This is a genomic window from Saccharopolyspora sp. NPDC050389 (assembly GCF_040655595.1).
Taxonomy (GTDB): domain Bacteria; phylum Actinomycetota; class Actinomycetes; order Mycobacteriales; family Pseudonocardiaceae; genus Saccharopolyspora.
The window spans coordinates 13,211-34,970 of record NZ_JBFAKG010000098.1; the positions used below are offsets into that span (position 1 = coordinate 13,211).

16 protein-coding genes are annotated in these 21,760 nt (G+C 70.8%); 8 read left to right on the top strand and 8 right to left on the bottom strand.

The window, feature by feature from the left end; genetic code table 11:
- Positions 1-820: 820 nt before the first annotated feature.
- Entirely contained in the window at positions 821-2,350 is a 1,530-nt protein-coding gene (locus AB0I53_RS40750) for an FAD-dependent monooxygenase (protein WP_358614416.1), read from the top strand.
- A 75-nt stretch (positions 2,351-2,425) separates the two neighbouring features.
- On the opposite strand, the gene AB0I53_RS40755 is transcribed toward AB0I53_RS40750, so the two are convergent.
- The 3 genes from AB0I53_RS40755 to AB0I53_RS40765 form a co-directional block, all read right to left on the bottom strand.
- Positions 2,426-4,174 carry a dynamin family protein gene (locus AB0I53_RS40755; RefSeq protein ID WP_358614400.1) on the bottom strand — a complete coding sequence of 583 codons (1,749 nt, stop codon included), beginning with the start codon at positions 4,172-4,174 and terminating at the stop codon, positions 2,426-2,428.
- Positions 4,171-5,976 (bottom strand): dynamin family protein, encoded by a 1,806-nt coding sequence (locus AB0I53_RS40760; protein ID WP_358614401.1) that lies wholly within the window; start codon positions 5,974-5,976, stop codon positions 4,171-4,173. Before AB0I53_RS40760 ends, AB0I53_RS40755 begins: the two co-directional genes overlap by 4 nt.
- Before the next feature lie 164 nt (positions 5,977-6,140).
- A complete protein-coding gene (locus AB0I53_RS40765) occupies positions 6,141-7,424 on the bottom strand; it encodes an IniB N-terminal domain-containing protein (RefSeq protein WP_358614402.1) in 1,284 nt (427 codons plus the stop codon).
- A 283-nt stretch (positions 7,425-7,707) separates the two neighbouring features.
- Here AB0I53_RS40765 and AB0I53_RS40770 point away from each other — a divergent pair, with 283 nt between their 5' ends.
- Positions 7,708-9,075 carry an Hsp70 family protein gene (locus AB0I53_RS40770; protein ID WP_358614403.1) on the top strand — a complete coding sequence of 456 codons (1,368 nt, stop codon included), beginning with the start codon at positions 7,708-7,710 and terminating at the stop codon, positions 9,073-9,075.
- Between the two features lie 23 nt (positions 9,076-9,098).
- Positions 9,099-11,546 carry a LuxR C-terminal-related transcriptional regulator gene (locus AB0I53_RS40775; protein ID WP_358614404.1) on the top strand — a complete coding sequence of 816 codons (2,448 nt, stop codon included), beginning with the start codon at positions 9,099-9,101 and terminating at the stop codon, positions 11,544-11,546.
- Between the two features lie 125 nt (positions 11,547-11,671).
- Here AB0I53_RS40775 and AB0I53_RS40780 read toward each other — a convergent pair whose 3' ends face one another.
- Positions 11,672-13,075: an MFS transporter gene (locus AB0I53_RS40780; protein ID WP_358614405.1), complete on the bottom strand. Its 1,404-nt coding sequence runs from the start codon at positions 13,073-13,075 to the stop codon at positions 11,672-11,674.
- 90 nt (positions 13,076-13,165) lie between these two features.
- On the opposite strand from AB0I53_RS40780, the gene AB0I53_RS40785 reads away from it, so the two are divergent.
- On the top strand, positions 13,166-13,663 hold the full coding sequence (locus AB0I53_RS40785) for an Rrf2 family transcriptional regulator (RefSeq protein WP_358614406.1): 498 nt from the start codon (positions 13,166-13,168) through the stop codon (positions 13,661-13,663).
- Between the two features lie 137 nt (positions 13,664-13,800).
- Here the strand turns inward: AB0I53_RS40785 and AB0I53_RS40790 are convergent, their stop codons facing one another.
- Positions 13,801-14,868, bottom strand: coding sequence for an alpha/beta hydrolase (locus AB0I53_RS40790; protein WP_358614407.1), 1,068 nt, complete (start codon positions 14,866-14,868; stop codon positions 13,801-13,803).
- Between the two features lie 172 nt (positions 14,869-15,040).
- Here AB0I53_RS40790 and AB0I53_RS40795 point away from each other — a divergent pair, with 172 nt between their 5' ends.
- Both AB0I53_RS40795 and AB0I53_RS40800 read left to right on the top strand, forming a co-directional pair.
- Positions 15,041-15,595, top strand: a complete 555-nt coding sequence (locus tag AB0I53_RS40795) for an NAD(P)H-dependent oxidoreductase (protein ID WP_358614408.1) — start codon at positions 15,041-15,043, stop codon at positions 15,593-15,595.
- Positions 15,596-15,696: 101 nt separating this feature from the next.
- Positions 15,697-16,191 carry a DNA starvation/stationary phase protection protein gene (locus AB0I53_RS40800; RefSeq protein WP_358614409.1) on the top strand — a complete coding sequence of 165 codons (495 nt, stop codon included), beginning with the start codon at positions 15,697-15,699 and terminating at the stop codon, positions 16,189-16,191.
- A 91-nt stretch (positions 16,192-16,282) separates the two neighbouring features.
- Here AB0I53_RS40800 and AB0I53_RS40805 read toward each other — a convergent pair whose 3' ends face one another.
- Both AB0I53_RS40805 and AB0I53_RS40810 read right to left on the bottom strand, forming a co-directional pair.
- Entirely contained in the window at positions 16,283-16,927 is a 645-nt protein-coding gene (locus tag AB0I53_RS40805) for a response regulator transcription factor (protein WP_358614410.1), read from the bottom strand.
- Positions 16,924-18,078: a histidine kinase gene (locus AB0I53_RS40810; RefSeq protein WP_358614411.1), complete on the bottom strand. Its 1,155-nt coding sequence runs from the start codon at positions 18,076-18,078 to the stop codon at positions 16,924-16,926. Before AB0I53_RS40810 ends, AB0I53_RS40805 begins: the two co-directional genes overlap by 4 nt.
- Before the next feature lie 132 nt (positions 18,079-18,210).
- On the opposite strand from AB0I53_RS40810, the gene AB0I53_RS40815 reads away from it, so the two are divergent.
- Both AB0I53_RS40815 and AB0I53_RS40820 read left to right on the top strand, forming a co-directional pair.
- A complete protein-coding gene (locus AB0I53_RS40815; protein WP_358614412.1) occupies positions 18,211-18,951 on the top strand; it encodes an ABC transporter ATP-binding protein in 741 nt (246 codons plus the stop codon).
- Entirely contained in the window at positions 18,951-21,452 is a 2,502-nt protein-coding gene (locus tag AB0I53_RS40820; protein ID WP_358614413.1) for an ABC transporter permease, read from the top strand. The genes AB0I53_RS40815 and AB0I53_RS40820 overlap by 1 nt, the downstream gene beginning before the upstream one ends.
- Before the next feature lie 95 nt (positions 21,453-21,547).
- Here AB0I53_RS40820 and AB0I53_RS40825 read toward each other — a convergent pair whose 3' ends face one another.
- A complete protein-coding gene (locus AB0I53_RS40825) occupies positions 21,548-21,739 on the bottom strand; it encodes a DUF397 domain-containing protein (RefSeq protein ID WP_358614414.1) in 192 nt (63 codons plus the stop codon).
- Between the last annotated feature and the right edge of the window lie 21 nt (positions 21,740-21,760).

The window sequence follows — 21,760 nt, forward strand, 5'->3', positions numbered from 1 at the left end:
GAAGATTCGGCTTGCGCGACGGCTGCACGCGACGCTGCGCGACCTAGTGCTCCGAGCGCCGGCAGGGCCTGAGCAGGACGTGCGGGCTCTGTCCATCAGGTGAGTCCGAACACCAAGGGCCTATTTTCTTGACTAATTCCAGTTTTATGGTGGCATACTGGAACTCGTCACGACCCACGGCAAGCGCGCCGCGAGCCGCTGGGTCGCACCGGCGACAAGATCGCCGACGAGGTCAAGGCCGACGAAGTCGGCCCGCCGCCGCTGACTGCGGTAACCACCACGAGCGAGGACCCGGGAGCCCTCGACTCCCGGGTCTTCGTCCATCCAGGCCGCGGCGCGGGGTCGGCGCAATGTCGGCCGGTAAGCGGCAAAGGGCGTGCCGGACTCTGGGCTCGCGCGCTCGGCGGCACTCCTGAATGCACCTATCGGCGACGGTCAGCCCACTTCCGGGATGGTGCCCAGCCGGGTGGTGCGATCACCGCAGACCAGCGGCGTTGGTGAAAACTTCTCGTTCCGCGGCTGAATCCAGAGGCGTATGGGAGATCCTCCCGGGCCGCCGGTATCGGCGTACGCGGCGCACCGGCGTTTCACGAGGAGCCTGTCCGTCCACATCGGACGATAATGGGAAAAGGAGAGTCGCTACTCCCTTCCATTCTCAACTTATAGCGCACATGGGGGCTTGCGGCAAGACCCGGGTTGTGCCGCAGAATCCTCCGCCGAGGCCAGAACCTGCGGATATAGGAGTGGCGAAAGTGCGTGTGTTGTCGACGACCGGGTCGCGCGTGGCCGCGACGAGGGGCTGCGCGGGGAGTGGCCGGTGATGGACACCGACGTGATCATCGTGGGCGCCGGCCCGACGGGCCTGATGCTGGCCGGTGAACTGCGCCTGGCCGGAGTTCGGCCGCTGGTGCTGGAGCGGCAGCCGCGGCTCCGAGAGACCCCGAAGGCCAACGGTCTCGGCGGGCAGATCCTGGAACTGCTGCGCTACCGAGGCCTGCTGGACCGGTTCGAAGCGGCCAGTCCCGGCCCGAGCCACCCGGCTCCCCGGTACCCGTTCGGCGATGTGCACCTGGACTTCTCGAACCTGGCAGATCCGCCGCTGCGGGGGCTGACGCTCCCGCAACCGCAACTCGAGCGCCTGCTCGGCGAACGCGCCGCCGAACTCGGCGCCGACATGCGCCGCGGACACGAGCTGGTCGGGGTGAGCCAGGACGACGCCGCGGTGACCGCGGACGTGCGCGGCCCGGACGGGCCGTACCAGGTGACCGCCCGATACGTGGTGGGCTGCGACGGTGGGCGCAGCCGGGTCCGCGACATGGCCGGCATTCCGTTCCCCGGCACCACATATCCAGAGGTCAACCGGCTCGGCCAGGTCACCGTGCCGGATTCGGTGACCCGGTTCGACAACGGCGACCTCGACGTTCCCGGGCTGGGCAGGATCCGCGCGGGTTCCTTCACCCGAACCGACCGCGGCGTCTTCGGGGTCGGGTACCTCACCCCCGAGGTTCTGCTCGTCTCCACCACCGAAGACGAGTCCACCGAACCCGACGATGACGCACCGATGACCCTGACCGAACTCCAGGACAGCATCCGCCGCGTGCTCGGCGCTGATCTGCCCTTGGGAGAACCGATTCGACTGTCGCGCTACCAGTTCCAGGCTCGGCAGGCCGAACGGTACCGCGACGGGCGGATCCTGCTGGCCGGCGACGCGGCCCACCTGTTTCCCGCCACCGGCGTGGGACTCAATGCCTGCCTGCTCGACTCGGTCAACCTCGCCTGGAAGCTGGCCGCCGACATCCACGGCTGGGCGCCGGCCGGCCTGCTGGACACGTATCACCACGAGCGCCAGTTCGCCGGCGCGCGCACGCTGCTCCACACCCAAGCTCAGGTGGCGTTGCGGCGCGAACACGACCCAGCCGCCGAAGCGCTCCGGGAGGTCTTCCTGGAACTGCTCGTCGACGAGCAGCCATTGCGCCGCATGGGAGCCCTTCTCGCCGGCACCGACATCCGATACCCGCTGCCCAACCCCAGCCAACACGCTTTGACCGGCACCTTCGCGCCCGACCTGACCCTGCACGCCGACCAGGGCACAACCAGCGTTGCGGAACTCATGCACACCGCACGGCCGATCCTCATCGATCTCGCCAGCCGCCCGGACCTCCACGAGGCCGCCGGAGACTGGCAGCAGCGCATCGACATCCGCACCGCCAAAACCGATAACCGGTCAGCCGATGCGCTGCTGATCCGCCCGGACGCCCACATCGCCTGGGCCGCAACCATCGACGAACCGACCGACACCGCCGCGCTCACGCTGCGACAAGCGCTCTCCACCTGGTTCGGCACGCCCTGAAAACCGAAGGATTCGCGGCAGATTGTCCTGTCGCTTCCGGTTTCGAGGGAGAGGATAATCCACAGTGGACTGAGGTCAGTCGCGGGCGTGAGCTCCCGGGGCGTTCTGGGGCTGGGCGGCTTGTGGGTGGTGCCGCTGCGGCTGTCCTTGCTGTTGGCGCTGGGGTCCCGGCTGGGAGTGAGCGCCGCGCTGTGCCGAAGTGCCGTGCGCGCCAGGGGAGCCTTGCTGACCGGAAGAACCGTGCTGACCGGAAGAACCGTGCTGACCACGGGCGGCGTGCTGACGTTGCGGATTCTGCTGGTGCTGCGGGGTTTGCGGCTGCTGGGAGGGTTGCGGCTGCTGCTGGGGGCTTTGCGGCTGCTGCGGGCCGTGGGCTTGGTGGACTATCAGGCGTTCGCAGCTGCGCAGGACCGTGCGGACCGCTTCGCGGTGCGGCCGGTCGTGCAGCGGGTTCACCGCCTGCTCCCGCCATCTCGACAGCGCCGCGGCCGCTTCGTCGGCCAGATCCACCGCCAGGGCCGTCTCGTCCCGGCCGAGCCGTGCGTGCGGCGCGTTGCCGAACGCTCCCAGCAGCCGCTTCGCTTCCGCCTGGAGCGGCCGGGCGAACCGCACCTGCCCGGAATCCAGCGCCGACAGCAACCGCAGCTCGTTCCACTCGTGCGCGTTGGCCAGCAGCCGCTCGAACTCGCCGCGCAACTGCTGCACCCCGGGCCGGGGATTCGCGCGCAGCACCATGTCGACGGCCAGCAACGCCGACCGCGCCCGCAGCGCATCCTGCCGCTCCACGAACTGCTGGTGCACGGTCTCCTGCAGCAGGTTCAGGCCGCTCTCGTCGAGCAGCGCGGACTGCAGCTTCGTCCGCTCCGTCACGCCGCTGCGGATCAGCGTCAACGCCCGCTCGACGCCGAAGTGGCCGAACCGTTCGAGGAGGCGCTGCCGGGCGGGTCCCGGCGTCGATTCCATGGTGCTGTTGATGAACCGGTCCGCCGACAGCAGCAGCGCGTCCTGGTCGTGCTGGGGAAGCCGGGACACGTTGCTCAGCGCCATGAAGTCTTCGTCTGTCATCGTCGCCACGGCCTGGCCGAGCAGCCCGATCACCGGGATGAGGTGCTGCGCGAACGACCGCAGCGTGGGGTCGTTGCGATAGCGCTCGGCGATCCGCTCGGCGGCTTCCAGCGCCGCCGGGCCGCCGCTGCCCGTCTCGTCGGCGCGCGAGAACGCGACGATCGTGTTGATCGGCACGCACCGGGCCGTCTGCAGTTCGTTGACCGACTGGAGGAACTGCAGGTCGGTCTGCCGCGGATACCGCGTCAGGTACAGCACCGCGTCGGCCTCGGACAGGATCTGCGCGAGCGCGGACCGGCCGGTCTCCTGCACCGCCGCGGACGCGACGCCCGGCGTCTCGATCAGCGTGATCGCCTGTAGCCCGGGCGTCGGCGACTCGATCACCAGCCGGGACACCTCGTCCGGCCGCCAGTGCTGCAGGTCGCGGATGGTGCCGGTGTCCAAAGTGGTCACCGGCACGTTCTGGACCGCGCCGTGCGGGGTGTGCACGAGGATCTTCGGTTCCGGCCCGTACTGGTAGAAGGTGTTGACCTGGGTGCGTTCCTCGGCGTCGGTGGGCGCGAGCTCCGCGCCGACCAGCGCGTTGATCAGCGTGGACTTGCCCGCCTTCACCCGCCCGCCGACGGCGATGCGCAGCGGCTGGTCGAGCCTTTCCAGCCGGCCGCGCAGCCACGTCGAGGTGCGCGGATCGTCCCGGTAGAAGGTCATGGTGCGGATCAGCAGCGCCCGGGCGCGTTCCAGCAGGGGATCGCCACTCATGCCGCGGTGATCCGGTTCTGCGTCAGCATCGTCGCGCGCCGCTGCAGCACCGCGAGTTCTTCCAGCTTCTGCCGGATCTCCCGGGCGCGCTGGTCGCGGTCGACCGCGCTGCGCTCCGCGGATCGCTTGATCTCCTGGATGGCCCGGCTGATCTCCATCTGGGCATCTTCGGTGATCTGCATGTAGTGCGTGTGCAGACCCCGGTGGACGCCGCGGATGGCGTCCTTGGACTCCTTGTTGACGTGGAAGATGATCTGCTCGACGTAGCGCTGCACGGCGGCCTTGGCCTCGGCCTGGCGGCGGCGCAGCCGCAGGTCCTTGTCCTCGCCGAGGCTCTTGAGGCCCAGCAGCACGCCCGCCGAGATCGACACCACGTTGATCAGCGGCAGGAACGCCGAGGTGATCAGGCCGAACATCAGCACGCCGCCGTAGGACCCGCGGAGACCGGTGAGGAACTGGTCGAAGCGCTTGTACTCGGAGCCGGGCGGCAGCTTCGGCTCGGGAACATCGTCCAGCGGTTCCGGCTGCTGGACCCGCTCCAGGGCGGGGAGGTCGCCGCCGTGCTCGGCGAGCATCTCGTGGGCGACCTGCTCGGAGATCTGGGCCTGGCGAAGTTCCAGCCACTCGAAGGATTCGACGATCGCGTCGGTGAGCCGCGCCGCGAGCCAGTCGAGGAACTCGTCCCAGACCTCCAGCGGGTCCGCGGTCTCGAAGGCCTCGTTGACCTGGTGCAGCACCGCCCAGCTGCGTTCCCGGAAGTCGAACTCGATGTCGGTGTACAGCTCGGAAATGCCGTCGTTGAGCGCCTTCTGCCAGCGGGCGGAGACGCGCCGGAGATCTTCGGCGCGGCGCTGCGCGTTTTCCAGCTCGACCAGCGTTTCGGCGGCGGTGCGCGGGTTCTGCGACGCGAGCTCGGCGCGCAGCGCGTCGTTGACCTGGGTCAGCGCCTCGGAGACGTTGTGCGCCACCAGGCGCCGGGTCATGTTGTCGTGCTTGCCCGCCATCTCCTTGAGGAACTCCAGCAGCGGCGGGAATCCGGATTCGGCGTTGAGGTTGGTGTCCTTGGCCTGCATCGCGCGCATCCGGATGTTGGCCGAAACCGGGAAGATCTTGGCCGCTATACCGGCGTTGTCCAGGTGTTTCCGGTTGACTTCGAGGACTTTTCGCCAGTGCGGCGTGCGGTCGATCTTCGGCAGCACCAGCGCGACGTTCGGGCACAGCGCGGTGGCCTGCTTGAGGAACGCCAGCTCGTTGGTGGTCAGTTCCTGGGTGGCGTCGGAGACCATCAGGAGCGCGTCGGCCTCGGCGACGACGGAGAGCGTGGTGGCGGTCAGCGACGAGGAAACGCTGCCGACGCCGGGCGTGTCCATCAGCGCGAGGCCGTTCTGCAGCACGGCGCGCGGGATGCCGATCTCGCCGCGGGTGACCGGGCGGCCGAGCGCGAGGGCGCGTTCCAGCTGCTCGCCGACCTGTTCTATGGGCACCGGCACGCGATCCAGGGCGGCCGGGCCGTGCGCCGACTCGTGCTCGATGAGCAGGGCGGACGGTTCGTCGGCGTACCGGACGAGGCTGGGCACGACGGTGGTGACGTCGTCGCCGGAGGCACACACCGGCGCGTTCACGATCGCGTTGACCAGGGCGCTCTTGCCCTGCTTCGACTCGCCGACGACCAGCACGAGCTGCGTCGGGTCGAGCACGCGGGTGCGGATCTGCCGCAGCCTGCCGTGCAGATCAGCGCGTTGCTGCTCGGCACATTCCGCAGTCGCGCGATCGATCAGTTCCACCAACGCCGTCTCGATCACGGCGTCGATTGTGGCGTGCCGCGGCGAATAGAGAAACCCAAACGGCTGAACTCACATCCCAGGCGTGCACTAGGAGTGCCAAAAAGGCAAATTTTCCGGGCGAAAGGCGAAGAATGCCGGGATCCGCGATTCCGCGGATCCCGGCATTCAGTTGCTCACTGCGTTCAGAGCAGGCCGTCCAGCGGCAGGGCGCTGGTCACGCCCTCCACGGCACCACCGGCGAGGTCACCGACGACCGGCAGGTCGCTCGGGGCCGGCAGGGCGGAGGCGACGTCGCCGACCGGCAGGGCGGAGGTCACGTCGCCGACCGGCAGGGCGGAGGTCACGTCGTCGACCGGGAGGGCGTGGACGTCGCCACCGGCGACGCCACCGACCACACCGTCGACCACACCGCCGACGACCGGGACGTCGCCCACGACGCCGGTCACGTTGTCGGTCACGTTGGTGATGTCGCCACCGGCGACGTTGCCGACCAGGTCACCGGCGACCGGGATGTTGGTGGCGACCGAGGTGACGTCGCCGACCACGTTGCCCACGACCGGGGCCTCGGTGACGACCGAGGTGAGGTCGCCGTTGCTCACGTTGGTGGTCACGTCGCCCAGCACGTTGGTGACGTTGTTGGCGATGTCGCCGACGACCGGGGCCTCGTTCACGACGTTGAGGACGTCGATGTTGGTCGAGTTGTCGACCACGTTGGTGACGTCGCCGTGCACGACGGTGGCGGCACCCGCGGTCAGGTCGACGCTGGTGTCGAAGACGTGCGTCGCGGTCTGGTTGACCTCGCTGACGGTGTTGCCCACCACGTTGGTGACGTCGCCCAGGGCGAGGCTGTCGCCGACCTGGCCGACGGTGTTGCCCACGACGCTGCCGACGATGTTGCCGTTGGCGATGTCGTTGCCGCTGGCGATGTCGTGGATGCTGATGAAGTTGTGCGAGTCCGTGTCGTTGTGGCGCACGTCGATGTCGACGTTGTCGCCGGCCGGGGTCGCGGGGACGGCCGGGACGGACGGAGCCGGCAGGGTGGCGTCGACGTCGCTGTCCTTGCCGAAGTCGGCGGGGGCGGGGTTCTTCAGCATGCTCAGATCTTCCTGCTCGTTCGGATGTGCGGGATGCAGTTGGTTGATCGCGACGTGCTGGGTGCTCGCAGCGAACTTCTCGACGCTGCTCTGGAGTGAGCGGTCGTACTCGGTCACGACCTCGACCGGCGCGTAGTCGAGGACCAGTGACGTGGCTTGCAGTACGTCCGTCGCGGTCATGCCCCCGAGGCCGGCCTGATCCAGCGTGGCTTGTGGATCAGAGTCGAAGGCCGATCGGGCTGCCGGGTCGCTGACGAGGCGCGTGAGGAACTCGTACAGCGTCGGCTCGTCCGACGGGCCGGTGGTGGAGTGCGTCCCGGGGTCGGGAGTGGAGGACTCGGCCCGACCGGTCGCGTGCTGAGGGTTCACCATCGTTGGGCCTCCCGATGCTCAGCGGTTACTCGGCTGGGTGTCCGAGTGAGGTCGTGCGGTCCCTCACTCCTGTTGATCACGTTAGGGCGACGGGGCCCCCTAGCCATCGGGTACGACTCCTAGTTATTTGAACCTCTATTAGGGGATCCAGTAGGTGACCCATTGGGGGGTAGGTTGGGGCATCCGACACCTGTGAGTAACCGAGTACGCGCTAAATTGTGTCCACCCGGCGCCACGCGGGCATCGCCCGATGGTGGCCGATTCGGTAACACGAAGGGATTGCATGCCTTACGTCCTGGGCATTCACCTAGGCGCGACGGCGACCACGGCCGCCATCGCCCGCCGAAACGGCGGCCGGTGGTCGGCGGCCGTGCCGGTGCCGCTGGCGGCCGGTCCGGTGGTGCCGACGGTGCTGTGCAAGGTGCAGGACGGCTCGTTCGTGGCCGGTGAAGCCGCCCAACGGCAGGAGATCACCCACCACGAATGGGTCGCCCGCGGCTTCACCGGGCGGCTCGGCGACGACCTGCCGCTGCTGGTGGGCAGCGAGTTCATCCCGGCGCAGCGGCTGGTCGCGACCATGATCGAGTGGGTCGCCGACGCGGTCGCGAGCCGGCAGGGGCATCCCGCCGAGCACATCGCCATCGCGCACAGCGCCACCTGGGGCCCGCACCGCACCCGGCTCGTCCACCAGGCACTGGCCCAGCTCGGGCTGACCGACGTGACGATGGTGGCCGAGCCGATGGCCGTCGCTCTGGACTACGCGGCCAAGCAGCAGGTCGCCGAGCACGATCCGGTCGTGATCGCCAACGTCGGCGGCAGCAGCTTCGACGCGACGGTGTTGCGGCGGCGCGAGCGCGGGTTCGAGGTGGTCGGGTCGCCGCTGAACGCCGACCATCCCAGCGGCCAGGACCTGGACGACGAGATCTTCGCCGCCGTGCGCGCCGAGTTCGGCGAGCGGCTGGACGCGCTGGACCTCGCCGATCTCAACCAGCGGGCCGCCCTCGCGCACCTGCGGGCGGAGTGCGTCCGGGCGAAGGAGGCGCTGTCGCACCAGCCGGGCGTGCAGCTGCGAGTGGAATTGCCTGGTATGCGCACGGAGTTCGCGTTGTCCCGCTCGCGGTACGAGCAGCTCGCCCGGCCGCACCTGGAGCGGGTTCCCGAGCTGATCCTGCAGGCGGTGCAGTCGGCCACGCTGTCGCCGGACGATCTCGATTCCGTCGTGCTGGCGGGCGGCACCGCGCGCACGCCGCTGCTGAAGCAGCTGGTGGCCGAGCGGTTGCAGCTGCCGCCGCAGGTCGATGTCGCGCCCGAGCTGGCCGCGGCCGGCGGGGCTGCGCTGGCGGCGGTGCAGGTGCTGTCCACCGACACCGACGAGGGCTCGGTGGCCGAGACCAGCGTGCTGATGCGCATCGAGGGCCCCGAGGAGTCGTTCGACGACGACGCCGAACCGGTGGCCGCGCCGCGCCCGCCGGTAGAGGTGGAGCCGATGCCGCTGGAGCCGCCGGACGAGGACCGGGCGCGGCGGATCAAGATCATTAAACTGTCGGTCGCAGCCGTGCTGATCATCGGCGGGCTGCTGCTCACCTACTTCCTGCCCAACAACGCGCCGCTCGGCGGCGTCCTCAGCGCGATCCAGCACATGCGCCAGTGACCCGGATGACAAGGACTCCAGGCGTGAACCACTCGACGACATCCCGTCCCGCCCTGCTGCCGGACGGACACGCGGCCGGGCTGCGGTCGGTGATCGCCGCCGATCCGGCCGCGTCGCTCGTCGCCGGAATACAAGGTGCCGGGGGATACGGCAAGACGGCACTGCTGGAGCAGCTCGCCCGCACCTACCACGACGCCGGGATCCCGGTGTTCGGCGCGAACGCCCTCGACCGGGCCGCCGAAGGCGCGGTGCTGGTCGACGATGCCCACCGGCTGGACGAGGCGGTGCTCGACGAGCTCCGCGAGGTCGCCCGGCGCCCCGGCGCGCGGTTGCTCGTCGCGTACCGGCCGGGGCCGCGACCCGCGGCCCTGGCGGAGCTGATCGGCGAGCTCGGCGCGCCGGTGCTGCTCGCGGCGCTCGGGCGCGACGAGATCGCGGCGCAGGCCGGAACGGTTGCGCCGGAGTGGATCGGCTGGCTGCAGGCGCAGACCGGCGGCGTGCCGCGCTACGTGAGCCGGGTGCTCGCGGTGGCCGAGCCGGGCGCGGCGGAGCTGCCGGCGCGCGCGCTCGACCAGTTCCAGCACGACCTGGACCAGCTCGGCGAAGCCGGTTGGGAATGCGTGACGGCGATGGCGATCGGCGCGACCCCGCACCCCGATCTGCTCGCCGCGCTGCTCGACCTCGAACCGGCGGCGGTCGGCTCCGCGCTGCTCGCGGTGCGAGCCGGCGGGCTGGTCGGCGCCGACGACGTGCTGCTGCCGATCGTCCGGGCGGCGGCGCTGCGGCTGACGCCGTGGGAGCGGCGGCTCCGGGTGACCCGTCGCCTCGTCGAGACCCAGCTGGCCCGCGGCGGCTCGGTGTTGCCGCTGGTCAGCCCGCTGCTCGGGGCCGACATCGCGTTGCTGCCGGAAGCGACCCTGGCCGCGGCGTTCGAGAAGGCCGGCGACGAGGCCCTGCTGGATGCCCCGCGCTTGGCGCGGCCGCTGTTCGCCGCGGCGGTGTCGGCCGGGATTCCGGTGGTGTCGGTGGCCGCGCGGCAGGCGCGCGCCGCCGCCGTGGCCGGCGATCTCGACGAGGCGCTGCGGCTGGCGGATCAGGTGATCGTCGACGACGCGGTGCCGGACAAGGAACTCGGCGTGCAGGTCGCGGCGAGTGTCCTGGCGCACCGCGGGCTGCTGGAGCGTTCGGCGGAACTGTGCCGGTGGTCGGTGGGGCGGCTGCGCTGGCCCGGCGACCGGGCGTTCGCCGCGCTGGGCCTGATCGGCGCCGGTCGGCTGGGCGAGGCCGACGAGCTGCTCAACGCCTCCGACGACGCGGGGCCGCCGACGTCGATGACCGGTGCTGCCGCGCAACTCGCCGCCGGAGTGCGGGAATCGGTGGTCGGCTCGGCCGCGACGGCACTGTCCACATTGGTGCGATCGGCATCGCTTTCGGAGCCGGTGGGGCGCGGCGTCCTGGTTCCGGACAGCCCGGCGGCGATCGCCGCCCTGGTCGCGTTGCACTGCGGCGAGCTGGACGTCGCGCAGTCCACGCTGGACAGGGCGATCGGCGCCGGCGCGGGTGGCCCGCTGCTGAACCACCGGCACCGGCTGCTGGCGGCATGGTTGCCCCTCGTGCGCGGCGACACGGTGACGGCCCGAGCGAGGCTCCAGGCCGCGACCGGGCCGGCGGCGCGCGACCGGCTGCTGGCCACCGCGATCGAGGCGGGCATCGCGAGCCGGGACAACGACATGGCCGCCCTCGCCGCCGCCCGCGGCCAGGCCAGGCAGGCCGTCGCCGAGCACTCGGTGGACCTGTTCGCCCTGCTGCCGCTGGGCGAACTCGTGGTCGCCGCGGCGCGGCTGCGCGACCAGGACTGGATCGCGCCCTACCTGGCGGAGGCGCGGGCGCTGCTGGAACGGCTCAGCAATCCTCCACTGTGGACGTCGATGCTCACCTGGAAGCGCCTGCAGGCCGCGATCGTGCTGGAAGAGCTCGACGATGCGCGGCAGCTCGCGGTGGACCTGGACGGCATGGCGCACCACAATCCGCTGGCCGCGGCGATGGCCGAAGCCGCCGGCGTGTGGCTGCGGATCCTCGCAGGTCAGGTGGACCAGGACGAGGTGGAGCAGGCGGCGCGCGGCCTGCACTCGGCCGGGCTGGCCTGGGACGGCGCGCGGCTGGCCGGACAGGCGGCGATCCGCACGACGGATCGGCGCGCGATGCTCGCGCTGCTGGAATGCGCTCGGGCCCTGCAGGGCAAACCGCCGCGGCCACGGGCGGTGCGCGGCGGCGACACCGACCTGCTCAGCGAGCGGGAGAAGGAGGTCGCGGAGCTGGTGCTCGCCGGACTGACCTACAAGCAGGTCGGCAAGCGCCTGTTCATCTCGGCGAAGACGGTGGAGCACCACATGAGCCGCATAAAGCAACGGCTCGGCTGCGCCAACCGAGAAGACCTCCTCAACCGCCTCCGCGAACTCCTCGGCCGCTGACGGCCCCGCGACTGCGGAAACGCGCCGTGCGATCCCGATCCTGTGCTGTGCTGTGCTGTGCTGTGCTGTGCGACCACGCGAGTCACCGCCGCCGAATGCCGTGAGTGTTTTGAGGGCAAGGGGACCTACTGATTGCGGGGCGCGGACCCGATGAGTGCCAGCACGGCAACGACCAGCGCCAGGTACACCGCGCAGGCGGTGGTCATCGCGATGTCCGCGCCGGCCAGGTCGGTTCCGGCGATGGCGAAGAACAGCGTGCCGATCAACGTCACCCCAAGCGAGTTCGCGAACTGCTGCGCGGTCGTCAAGGTGCCGGACGCCGAGCCCGCCTGATCCGCCCGGACGTGCGCGAGCGCGGCGCCGATCAGCGGCGACAGCAGGAAACCGTTGCCCAGCCCGAGAAGTGCCAACGGCACGGTGAGCCACCAGCTCGGCAGCTCACCGCCGGTGCCGACCAGCAGGCCGATGAGCACCAGCAGCCCGGCGATCACCAGGCCGCCGCCGATCGGCATCACCGGGCGCCGGAACCGGCCCGCCAGCATCGATGCGGCGGTGAACAGCACGCCCTGCGGCAGGAAGACCAGCGCCGCGCCCACCGGTTCGCTGCCGAGCCCGTTCTGAACCAGCAGGGTCAGGGTGAACATGAAAGCGCCGAAGTACAGCTGGAAGAGGCCGCTCGCGGTGAGCAGCAACAGGTACCGGCGGTTCCGGAGCAGCTCCGGGTTGATGATCGGTTCGCCGCCGCGCCGCAGCAGGGTCCGCTGCCCGCGGATCGTCAGGAATCCGATGGGCACCGCGGCCGCCAGGCACGCCCAGGTCCACCACGGCCACCCCGCGTCGCGCCCGGTCGCCAGCGGCACCAGCACCAGGGCCAGCGTCAGCGACACGGCCAGCGCGCCGATCGGGTCGAGCCGAGCTCGTCGTCCGCCGCCGGCCGGTAGGCGGCGCAGCGCCAAGGCCGTCGCGACCAGCCCGAACGGGACGTTGACCAGGAAGATCGTCCGCCAGCCGAGACCGGATGCCGCCAACAGCAGCCCGCCGCCGATCTGCCCGACCAGCGCGCCGAGGCCGCTCGTCGCGCCGAACCACGCGGTCGCCCGGCCTCGGTGCTCCGCCGCGAAGGTCACGGTGATCAGCGACAGCACCTGCGGCACCATCGCGGCGGCGGCCAAGCCCTGGAACAGCCGCGCCGCGACCAGTTGGCCAGGGGTGGCGGCCAGCCCGCACAACAGCGAGGCGACGGTGAACGCCGCCATGCCGAGGACGAAGACCCGCCGGTAGCCGAACCGGTCGCCGAGCCTCCCGCCGGTCACCAGCCCGGCGGCGTAGGCGAACGCGTAGCCGGATACGACGAGTTCCACGGCGGCGTCGCTCGCGCGCAGGTCGGCGCGCACCGCCGGGATGGCGATGTTGACCACGAACAGGTCGAACGTCGCCAGGAAGGTGCCGGTCAACGCCACGAGCAGGACGAACCACTCGCGCCTTCCTGGCGGGTCGACCGGTGGTGACTGCGGATGGGCGAGGGACATGCCGGCTCCCGAGGTCGGTGCTGCTTGGCCACAAAGATAGATATCATGGATATCTGTTATCGATGATGTCGGCCAAGTAGGGTGCCGGGCATGAAGCTGTCGCAGGGCGTGGAATGGGCGTTGCACTGCGCCCTGGCGCTGGTGAACGCCGAGGCCGGCGCCCCGGCCTCGCGCCGGACCCTGGCCGGCTTCTACGACCTGCCGGAGGCCTACCTCGCCAAGCACCTGAAGTCGTTGGTGCAGGCGGGAGTGCTGATCGCCACCTCCGGCCCGCGCGGTGGCTTCCGGCTGGCGCGCCGGCCGGAGCAGATCACCGTGCTGGACGTCGTCGAAGCGATCGAGGGCGCGACGCCGTCGTTCGTGTGCACCGAGATCCGGCAGCGGGGCGCCTGCGCGATTCCGGCCGAGCGCTGCACCGGGCCGTGCACGGTGGCGCAGGTGATGTACGACGCGGACCGGGCGTGGCGGAGCTCGCTGGGCTCGGTGACCCTCGCCGACCTCGCGGGGCGGCTCCCGGCCTGGTCCCACGCCCGAACCAAGGCATACCTGGCCGACCCCGCGACGCCACTACCCCCGCCTCCGCTCTGAGCGGACCGTGAGCACTTTTCGCTGCGATAGCGGCTGTTCCCGCATGAGCCGCATAAGAACCTGATCGGCCGCCGCTGGAGACTCGTGAGTGTTTTGGGGTGCTATGACAGCCCAAAACACTCACGGCCCCGTGCGGATCAGGCCTTCTGGAGTTCCAGCCCGGCGCGGAGGGTGCCGACGATCTCGAACAGCGCCTCCTGGAACCGGCCGCCGATCGGGCGGAGGTTGACGAAGCCGTGGATCAGGTCCGGGAACCGGCGCGCGATCACCGGCACCCCGGCCTCCGCCAGCCGCCGCGCGTACTCCTCGCCCTCGTCGCGCAGCGGGTCGAAGCCCGCCGTGACGACGTGCGCCGTCGGCAGCCCGCTGAGGTCCTCGGCGAGCAGCACCGACAGCCGCGGGTCGTGGCGGGCGGCCTCCTCGGGCAGGTAGTGGTCCATGAACCAGTCCATGTCGCCGTCGGTGAGCAGGAAGCCGTTGCTGAACAGCTCGCGCGAGCGTCGGCGCGTGGTGGCGTCCACGGCGGGGTAGATCAGCAGCTGGAACACCGGCTTCGCCGGCCCGGACCGGGTGGCGTGCAGGGCGACCGCGGCGGCCAGGTTGCCGCCCGCGCTGTCCCCGCCGACCGCGACCGAATCGGGGCTGGTGCCCAGCTCGGCGGCGTTGTCGACGGCGAACCGGTAGGCGTCGATGCAGTCGTCCAGGGCGGCCGGGAACGGGAATTCCGGCGCGAGCCGGTAGTCGACCGACAGGATCCGGATGCCCGCGTGCTTGGCGAGGAACCGGCACAGGTCGTCGTGGCTGTCCAGGTCGCCGATGACCCAGCCGCCGCCGTGGAAGAAGACCAGCAGCGGCCCCGGTTCGGAGAGCTCGCGCGGCCGGTACAGCCGCGCCGCCAGCTCGCCCGCCGCGGTCGGGATCCGGCGGTCCGCCACCACCACGCCGGGCACCTGGGCGCCGTGGACGATCTTGGTCGAGCGCCGCATCCCCTCGCGGGCGACTTCGGGCGTGGCCGCCGACAGCTGCTCCTGGCCTGCCAGCCGCTGCAACTTGAGCAGCAGTTGAGCATCGAGCGCGAGTTCCTGGTCGTCCAGTCGAATCGCGCGCCCCGCGAGGAGCCGTCGCGCGGGCTTGGGGAGCGCGAAAACACCGCGGATGACCGCGGCCTCCAGCCTGGGTTGCACCAGTTCGAGGACCTTCGACATCGGCGTTGACCTCCCCGGAAGGCGACAAGTGATGCTGAGGTTACCTGCAGGTAGCTGTGGTCCGGGACACGGTCGGGTGGCTTTGACCTACAGCGTGCTTGAAGTTCTAGCGTGGCGGTCAGTCCCGCGGGAGAGGGGACAGACGCGGGCGGCGGGTGAAAGGATCAAATGCATGACGGTGACCGTGGTGGGAATCGGCGGATCGGTCCGGCCGGACTCGCAATCCGAGCGGGTGCTGCACGCCGCGCTCGCCGGGGCGCGCGAAGCCGGGGCCAAGGTTCACGCGATCACCGGCAGCAGCCTGGCGATGCCGTTCTACGACCCGCACCTGACCGAGCGCACCGACAACGCGCTGGAGCTGGTGGACGCCCTGCGCTCGGCGGACGGCGTCATCCTCGCCTCGCCGGGCTATCACGGCACGGTCTCCGGGCTGGTCAAGAACGCCCTGGACTACGCCGAGGACCTGCGCGGCGATGAACGCCCCTACCTGGACGGCCGCGCGGTGGGCTGCATCGGCATCGCCTACGGCTGGCAGGCGACGGTCACGACGCTGCAGGCGCTCCGCTCGGTGGTGCACGCCCTGCGCGGCTGGCCGACGCCGCTGGGCGGCGCGGTGAACTCGGCCGAAACGCACTTCGAGGCCGGCGGCGAGTGCGCCGACGAGAAGGTGGCGAACGTCCTGCGCACCATCGGCCACCAGGTCGTCGACTTCGCCAACCGCGCCTGAAGCCGCGCGGACACGCAGGGCACGGCGCTCCGAAGTGCGCGGGCACCTCCGAGGCAGGACCCTCGAGGGGTCTGCTCGCGTTCGAGGAGGTAGCCCAGCTCATGGCCCAGAAGACCGCTAAGAAGGACCCGATCTCCAGCCCGCTGGCCGACCAGGACCGGGAGATCACCGGCAAGGTGCTGCAAGGCACGCTGCTGGACCTGATCGACCTGCACCTGGTGGCGAAGCAGGCGCACTGGAACGTCGTCGGCCGGTTGTTCCACGACGTCCACCTCCACCTGGACGAACTGGTCACCACCGCGCGCGGCTTCGCCGACGACGTCGCCGAGCGCGCCGCCGCCATCGGCATCTCGCCGGACGGGCGTGCCGCGACCGTCGCCGAGGGCTCCGGCGTGCCGAAGTTCGAGTCGGACTGGCGCAGCGACCGCGATGTGGTCGCGGCGATCGTGGCGACGCTGGCGGAGCTGATCCGCCGGCTCCGGGCCCGCATCGACGAGACCGACAAGACCGACCTCGTCACCCAGGACCTGCTGATCGGCATCGCCGCCGAGCTGGAGAAGTCGCACTGGATGTGGCAGGCCCAACTCGCCGAATAGCCGCATCGCCGCAGTTCAGGGCCCGTGTGTACTTTGTGTCGCGATAGCAGCACAAAGTACACACGGGCTTTTTGCGGCCGGAACGGAGCGTTCAACGGCCCGCGTCGCGGACCAGGAGGGCGAGCTGAACCCGGTTGGACAGGTTCAGCTTGGCCAGCGCGCGGCTGACGTGGACCTTCACCGTGCCCTCGCTCATCGCCAGCTCGGCTCCGATCTCGGCGTTCGACAGGCCCTTGGCCACCGCGCGCACCACGGCGTCCTCCCGGTCGGTCAGCGCCGACAGCCGGCGCCGCGCCTCCACGGCCCCCGCCGATTCCAGCTCCGCGAAGGTGTCGATCAGCCGCTTGGTGATGCTCGGGGTGAGCATGGCGCTGCCTTCGGCGATGATCCGGACGGCGTTGGCCAGGTCGCGCGGCGACGTGTCCTTGAGCAGGAATCCCGCCGCGCCGTTGCGCAGCGCGGTGTGCACGTAGTCGTCCAGGTCGAACGTGGTCAGCATGATCACCCTGGGCGCGTCCGGGGAACGCCGCAGCTCCCGGAGCGCGGTCAGCCCGTCCACGCCCGGCATCCGGACGTCCATCAGCACCACGTCCGGCCGGTGCTTCGCGACCGCGGTGATCGCCTCGCGGCCGTCACCGGCCTCGCCGACCACCTCGATGTCCGCCGCCGGTTCCAGGATCATCCGCAGCCCGGCCCGGACCAGCGCCTCGTCGTCGACCACCAGGACCCGGATCACGCGCGCTCCTCCAGCGGGAATCGGGCGGACACCGCGAATCCGCCGTCGGCGCGCGGTTCGGCCGCGAACGAGCCGTCGAGCAGTTCGACGCGTTCCCGCAGTCCGACGAGCCCCATGCCGCTGCCGGGCAGCGGCTCGACTGGCTCCCGTGGCGCTTCGTTGATCACCGCGACCTCCAAAACCGAGTCCAGATAACGCAGTTCGACATCGGTGCGAGCCGTTCCGGCGTGCTTGTGGACGTTGGTGAGCGCCTCCTGCACGACGCGGTACGCGGCCTGCTCCACCAGGATGGGCAACCGCTGCGGCGTTCCTTCGTCGTGCCGGAGCACCGGGATTCCGGCTTCCCTGGACCGGTCGAGCAAACCGTCGAGATCCACCAGCGTCGGCTGCGGCCCGAGGCGGGTGTCCGCGGTCGCGCTCTTGAGGACGCCGATGGAATCCCTGAGCTGCGCCAAGGCTTCCCGGCCGGTGGTGCGGATGAGCTCCGCAGTCGCGGCGGTGCCCGGATCCGCGGCGTTGACCTCCAGCGCGCCCGCGTGCAGCACCATCAGCGACACCCGGTGGGCGACGACGTCGTGCATGTCCCGGGCGATCCGCGCCCGCTCCTGCATCCGCGCCTGCTCCGCGCGGGCGGCCTGCTCGCGCTCCAGCTGCGCGCTGCGCTCGCGAAGGCCTTCCAGCACGTCGTGGCGAGCCCGGTTCCACAGACCGAGCACGAACGGCAGCGTGACGAACAAGCCGACGCCGCCGAGCGCGGCCAGCATGTCGCCCAACGCCAAGCCCGCCCGGCCGAAAGCCAATCCGATGGCGGTCGGCAGGAGCACCGCCGCGCTCGCCACCGCGAAGTACCCGATCAGCCGCCGCCGTTCGGGGATCGTGCGGGAGGCGAGGTAGGAACCGACGCACAGCGCCACCCAAGCCGATATCAGCAGCCAGACCACCAGCCCGGCCACGATCGCCGGCCAGGGCGTGCGCGGCAGCAGAACGCAGATCAGAGATGCGAGCGCCAGCAAGGCGGACAGCAGGATGCCGAAGATCGGCGGCGCGCCGGAAACCGCCAGCTGGTACGGGATCGGGCCGCCGCTGACCGGCACGAACGTTCCCGCCGCGACCACCGCCGCCAGCAGCACGACCTGCATGCGCTTCGCCACACCACGACCGTAGCCGGACCACCGCGCTCCGGCGTCCCACCGAAGTTCAGGCCCGGCGTAACTAAAGTTAGCGCCGCTCGTGGCCTTTTCGGTGACGTGCGGGCACGTTCCTGGCGCGCACGATTCCGGACCATGACATCGAAACCAGCCGTCCGGGCGTCGGGCCTGGCCAAGCGCTACGGCTCGGGCGACTCCCGGGTGACCGCGCTCGCGGGCATCGACGTGGCGTTCCGGCACGGGGAGCTCACCGCGATCATGGGGCCGTCCGGCTCCGGCAAATCGACCCTGCTGCACTGCATCGCGGGCCTGGACGAGCCCGACGAGGGCCAGGTGTGGATCGGCGACACCGAACTCACCGGCCTGCGCGATGACGCGTTGACCAGGCTCCGCCGGGACCGCGTGGGCTTCGTGTTCCAGGCCTACAACCTGCTGCCCGCGCTCACCGCGCTGGAGAACATCACGCTGCCGTTCGACCTCGCCGGCCGCAAGCCCGACCGGGACGTGCTGCGGAAGGTCGTCGAGGCGGTGGACCTGCAGGATCGTCTGCACCACCGGCCCAGCCAGCTCTCCGGCGGCCAGCAGCAGCGGGTGGCCTGCGCGCGGGCCCTGGTCACCCGGCCCGAGGTGGTCTTCGCTGACGAGCCGACCGGCGCCCTGGATTCCGTCGCCGCCGCAGAGCTGCTCGGGTTCCTGCGCCGCAGCGTCGACGAACTCGGCCAGGCCGTCGTGCTGGTGACCCATGAGCCGAGCGTCGCCGCGCACGCCGACCGCGTGCTGTTCCTCAAGGACGGTCGGCTCGTGGACGAGATCTCCGCGCCGACGTCCGACAGCGTGCTGGAGCGCATGAAGTCGATGGAGAGGACCGCGGCCTGATGCTGAGGACCATGCTGCGCGACCTGCTCGCGCACCGGGCCCGGCTGGCGATGACGCTGTTCGCCATTGCGCTCGGCGTGGCCGCGACGGTCGGGAGCTGGGTGGTCAGCGATTCCATCGCCGCCACCCTCGCCGCCCGCGAAATCCGCCACGACGTCGGCGTTTCCGTGCAAAGCCCGGGCAAGGAACCGATGCTCGCGCCCGCGGACCGGGACCGGCTGGCCGCGGTGCCCGGGGTGGCGCGCGCCGAGGGCGTGATCGTCGGCCGGGCGGGGATCGTCGGCCGGGACGGCAAGCTCGTCCAGACCGGCACGGTTCTGGACCGGGCTGGCACGAACTGGAGCAGCGACGAGCGCTTCGAGCTGGTGGCGGGCCGCCCGCCCACCGGGCCGGGGCAGGTCGCGCTGAACACGTCGGATGCGCGGACCGCCGGGCTCGCCGTGGGCGATTCGGCGCGAATCCTGTTGTCCGACGGGAAGGTCGACGACGCGACGGTGACCGCGCTGTTCGGCTACCGCCAACTCGGCCCGGAGTCCACAATGGACTTCAACGGTCCTTCGGATGCGGTGCCGGTCGTGGCCTACGACTCGGCGACCGCGGCAAGCCTGCTTGGCGACCACTTCCACCGGGTCGAGCTGACCGGCGCGGATCCCGGGGCGATCGCGGACGGCGCGCGCGGACTGGTCCCCGACGACCACCACGTGACGACCGGCCGCACCCTGGCCGATGCCCTCGCCGAGGAGTCGACCGAAGACGTGCAGGACCTCCGGATGACGATGCTGCCGTTCGCGGCGGTCGTGCTGCTGGTCGGCATGTTCGTCATCGCCAACACCTTCGCGGTGCTGGTGACCCAGCGGACCCGCCAGTTCGCGCTGCTGCGGGCCGTCGGCGCCCGGAAGCGGCAGGTCAGGACTGGAATCGTCGTCGAAGCCGCCGCGCTCGGAGTGGCAGGCGGAACGATCGGCACGCTGGCCGGGGTGGCGATCGGCCCGCTGCTGCTCTCGGCGATGCGCCCGGACGGCGAGGTCACGTTCACCGTCAGCCCGTTCGCCATCCTGCTCGGCTACGCCGTCGCCGTGCTGGTGACGGTGCTGGCCGCCAACGGCTCCGCGCGGCGCGCGGCCGCCGTGCCACCCGTCGCGGCGCTGCGCCTGGATGCGGTCGTGCCGCGAGGGGTCAGGCGCAGCCGGAACTTCTTGGGCTTCGGCTGCCTTTTCATCGCCGCAGGCCTGATCACCGCCACGGCGGATCCCAGCTCGTCGAACGCCGCGCGGATCGTCGCGCTGGTGGGCGCGGTCGTCGGGGTGATTGGGGTGATCGTGCTCGCGCCGCTGCTCGCCGAGGTGGTGCTGCGCCCGCTCACGCGGATCTTCGCGCGATCAGGTCCCGCCGTCCGGCTCGGGCTGCGCAACGTGGCGGGCGATCCGCGGCGCACTGCGGGCACGGCGACGGCGATCACCATCGGATTGGCGCTGGTGTGCTCGTTCGCGACGATCAGCTCGACGTTCTCGGAGCTGATCGCCTCGACGACCCGCGCGAACGTTCCGGATCGGGCGACGGTCCTGCAGTCCGCCGCGGGCGGCGAATCCGCGCTCACCCCGGCCGAGCTGCACAAGGCCGCCGGCCTGCCGGGCGTCACCGAGGTGGCGGGCAGCCGCGATGTGCTCATCAAGCTCACGTACCCGGGCGGCGAGACGGTGCGGCGGATCTCCGCGATCGAACCCGCCGCCCTGGGCACAGTGCTCACGCCGAAACTGACGGCGGGCAGCGCGGATCTCTCGCGCGGCGTGGTCGTTTCGCAGAACCAGGCCGACATGCTGGGCCTGCGGATGAACGACGAGGTCACCCTGCAACTGGACGCCAAAACCTCGGTCACGCAGCGGGTGGTGGGCGTCTACGACGCGACGGAACTGGGCGCCAGCATCTACCTGGACGTCGGCAGGGCGCCCGAATCGCTGCGAAAGCAGATCACGACGCTGTACGTCTCCGGGCCCGATCCCGCCGTCGCGCGGCAGAGCATCGAGGACGCCTTCCGCGACCGCCCGGACGTGACCATCGGCGACCGCGAATCGATGGTCAAGGAGGGTGTCGACCGGCAGGCGTTCGCCTTCGCCCTGATGTACGCCATGTTCGGCGTCGCGATCGTCATAGCGCTGTTCGGCGTCGTCAACACGCTGATGCTCTCGGTCGCGGAGCGCACCCGCGAGATCGGTGTGTTCCGCGCGGTGGGCGCGACGCGCCAGCTGGTGCGCCGGACGATCCGGGTGGAGAGCACGGTGGTGTCGATCTTCGGCGCGTTGCTCGGGGTGCTGGTGGGAGTCCCGGTGGGGGCGGTGATGCAGCATGCGATGTTCGGCCAACGCCTGTGGGACTTCACGATGCCGGCCGCGGTGATCGCGGTGTCCCTGGTGGCGATCGCGATCTGCGCGGTCCTAGCGGCGATGTGGCCGGCCCGCCGAGCGGCCAGAACCAACGTCCTGGCGGCGATAGCCACGGAGTGACCGCAAGGTTCCGCTGGGCCTCGTGAGTGTTTTGGAGCGCTATGACACTCCAAAACACTCACGACCCGCGACCAGGCCGAAGCGGCCGCCACGGCTCAAGAAAAGCGGTGCTCCCGTAACCCGGAGACGAACGCCCCCCACCGCCGCCGGGAGAACACCAACACGGCCCCATCCCGGTCCTTCGAGTCCCGAACCCCGACGATGCCGGGTCCACCGCCTACCTCAACGCACATCCCACCCTGCCCGTTGCTGCGACTGGAGGTACGCCAGCGTGCGATGGCATCCATTGGTCACCTCACCGAATCGAC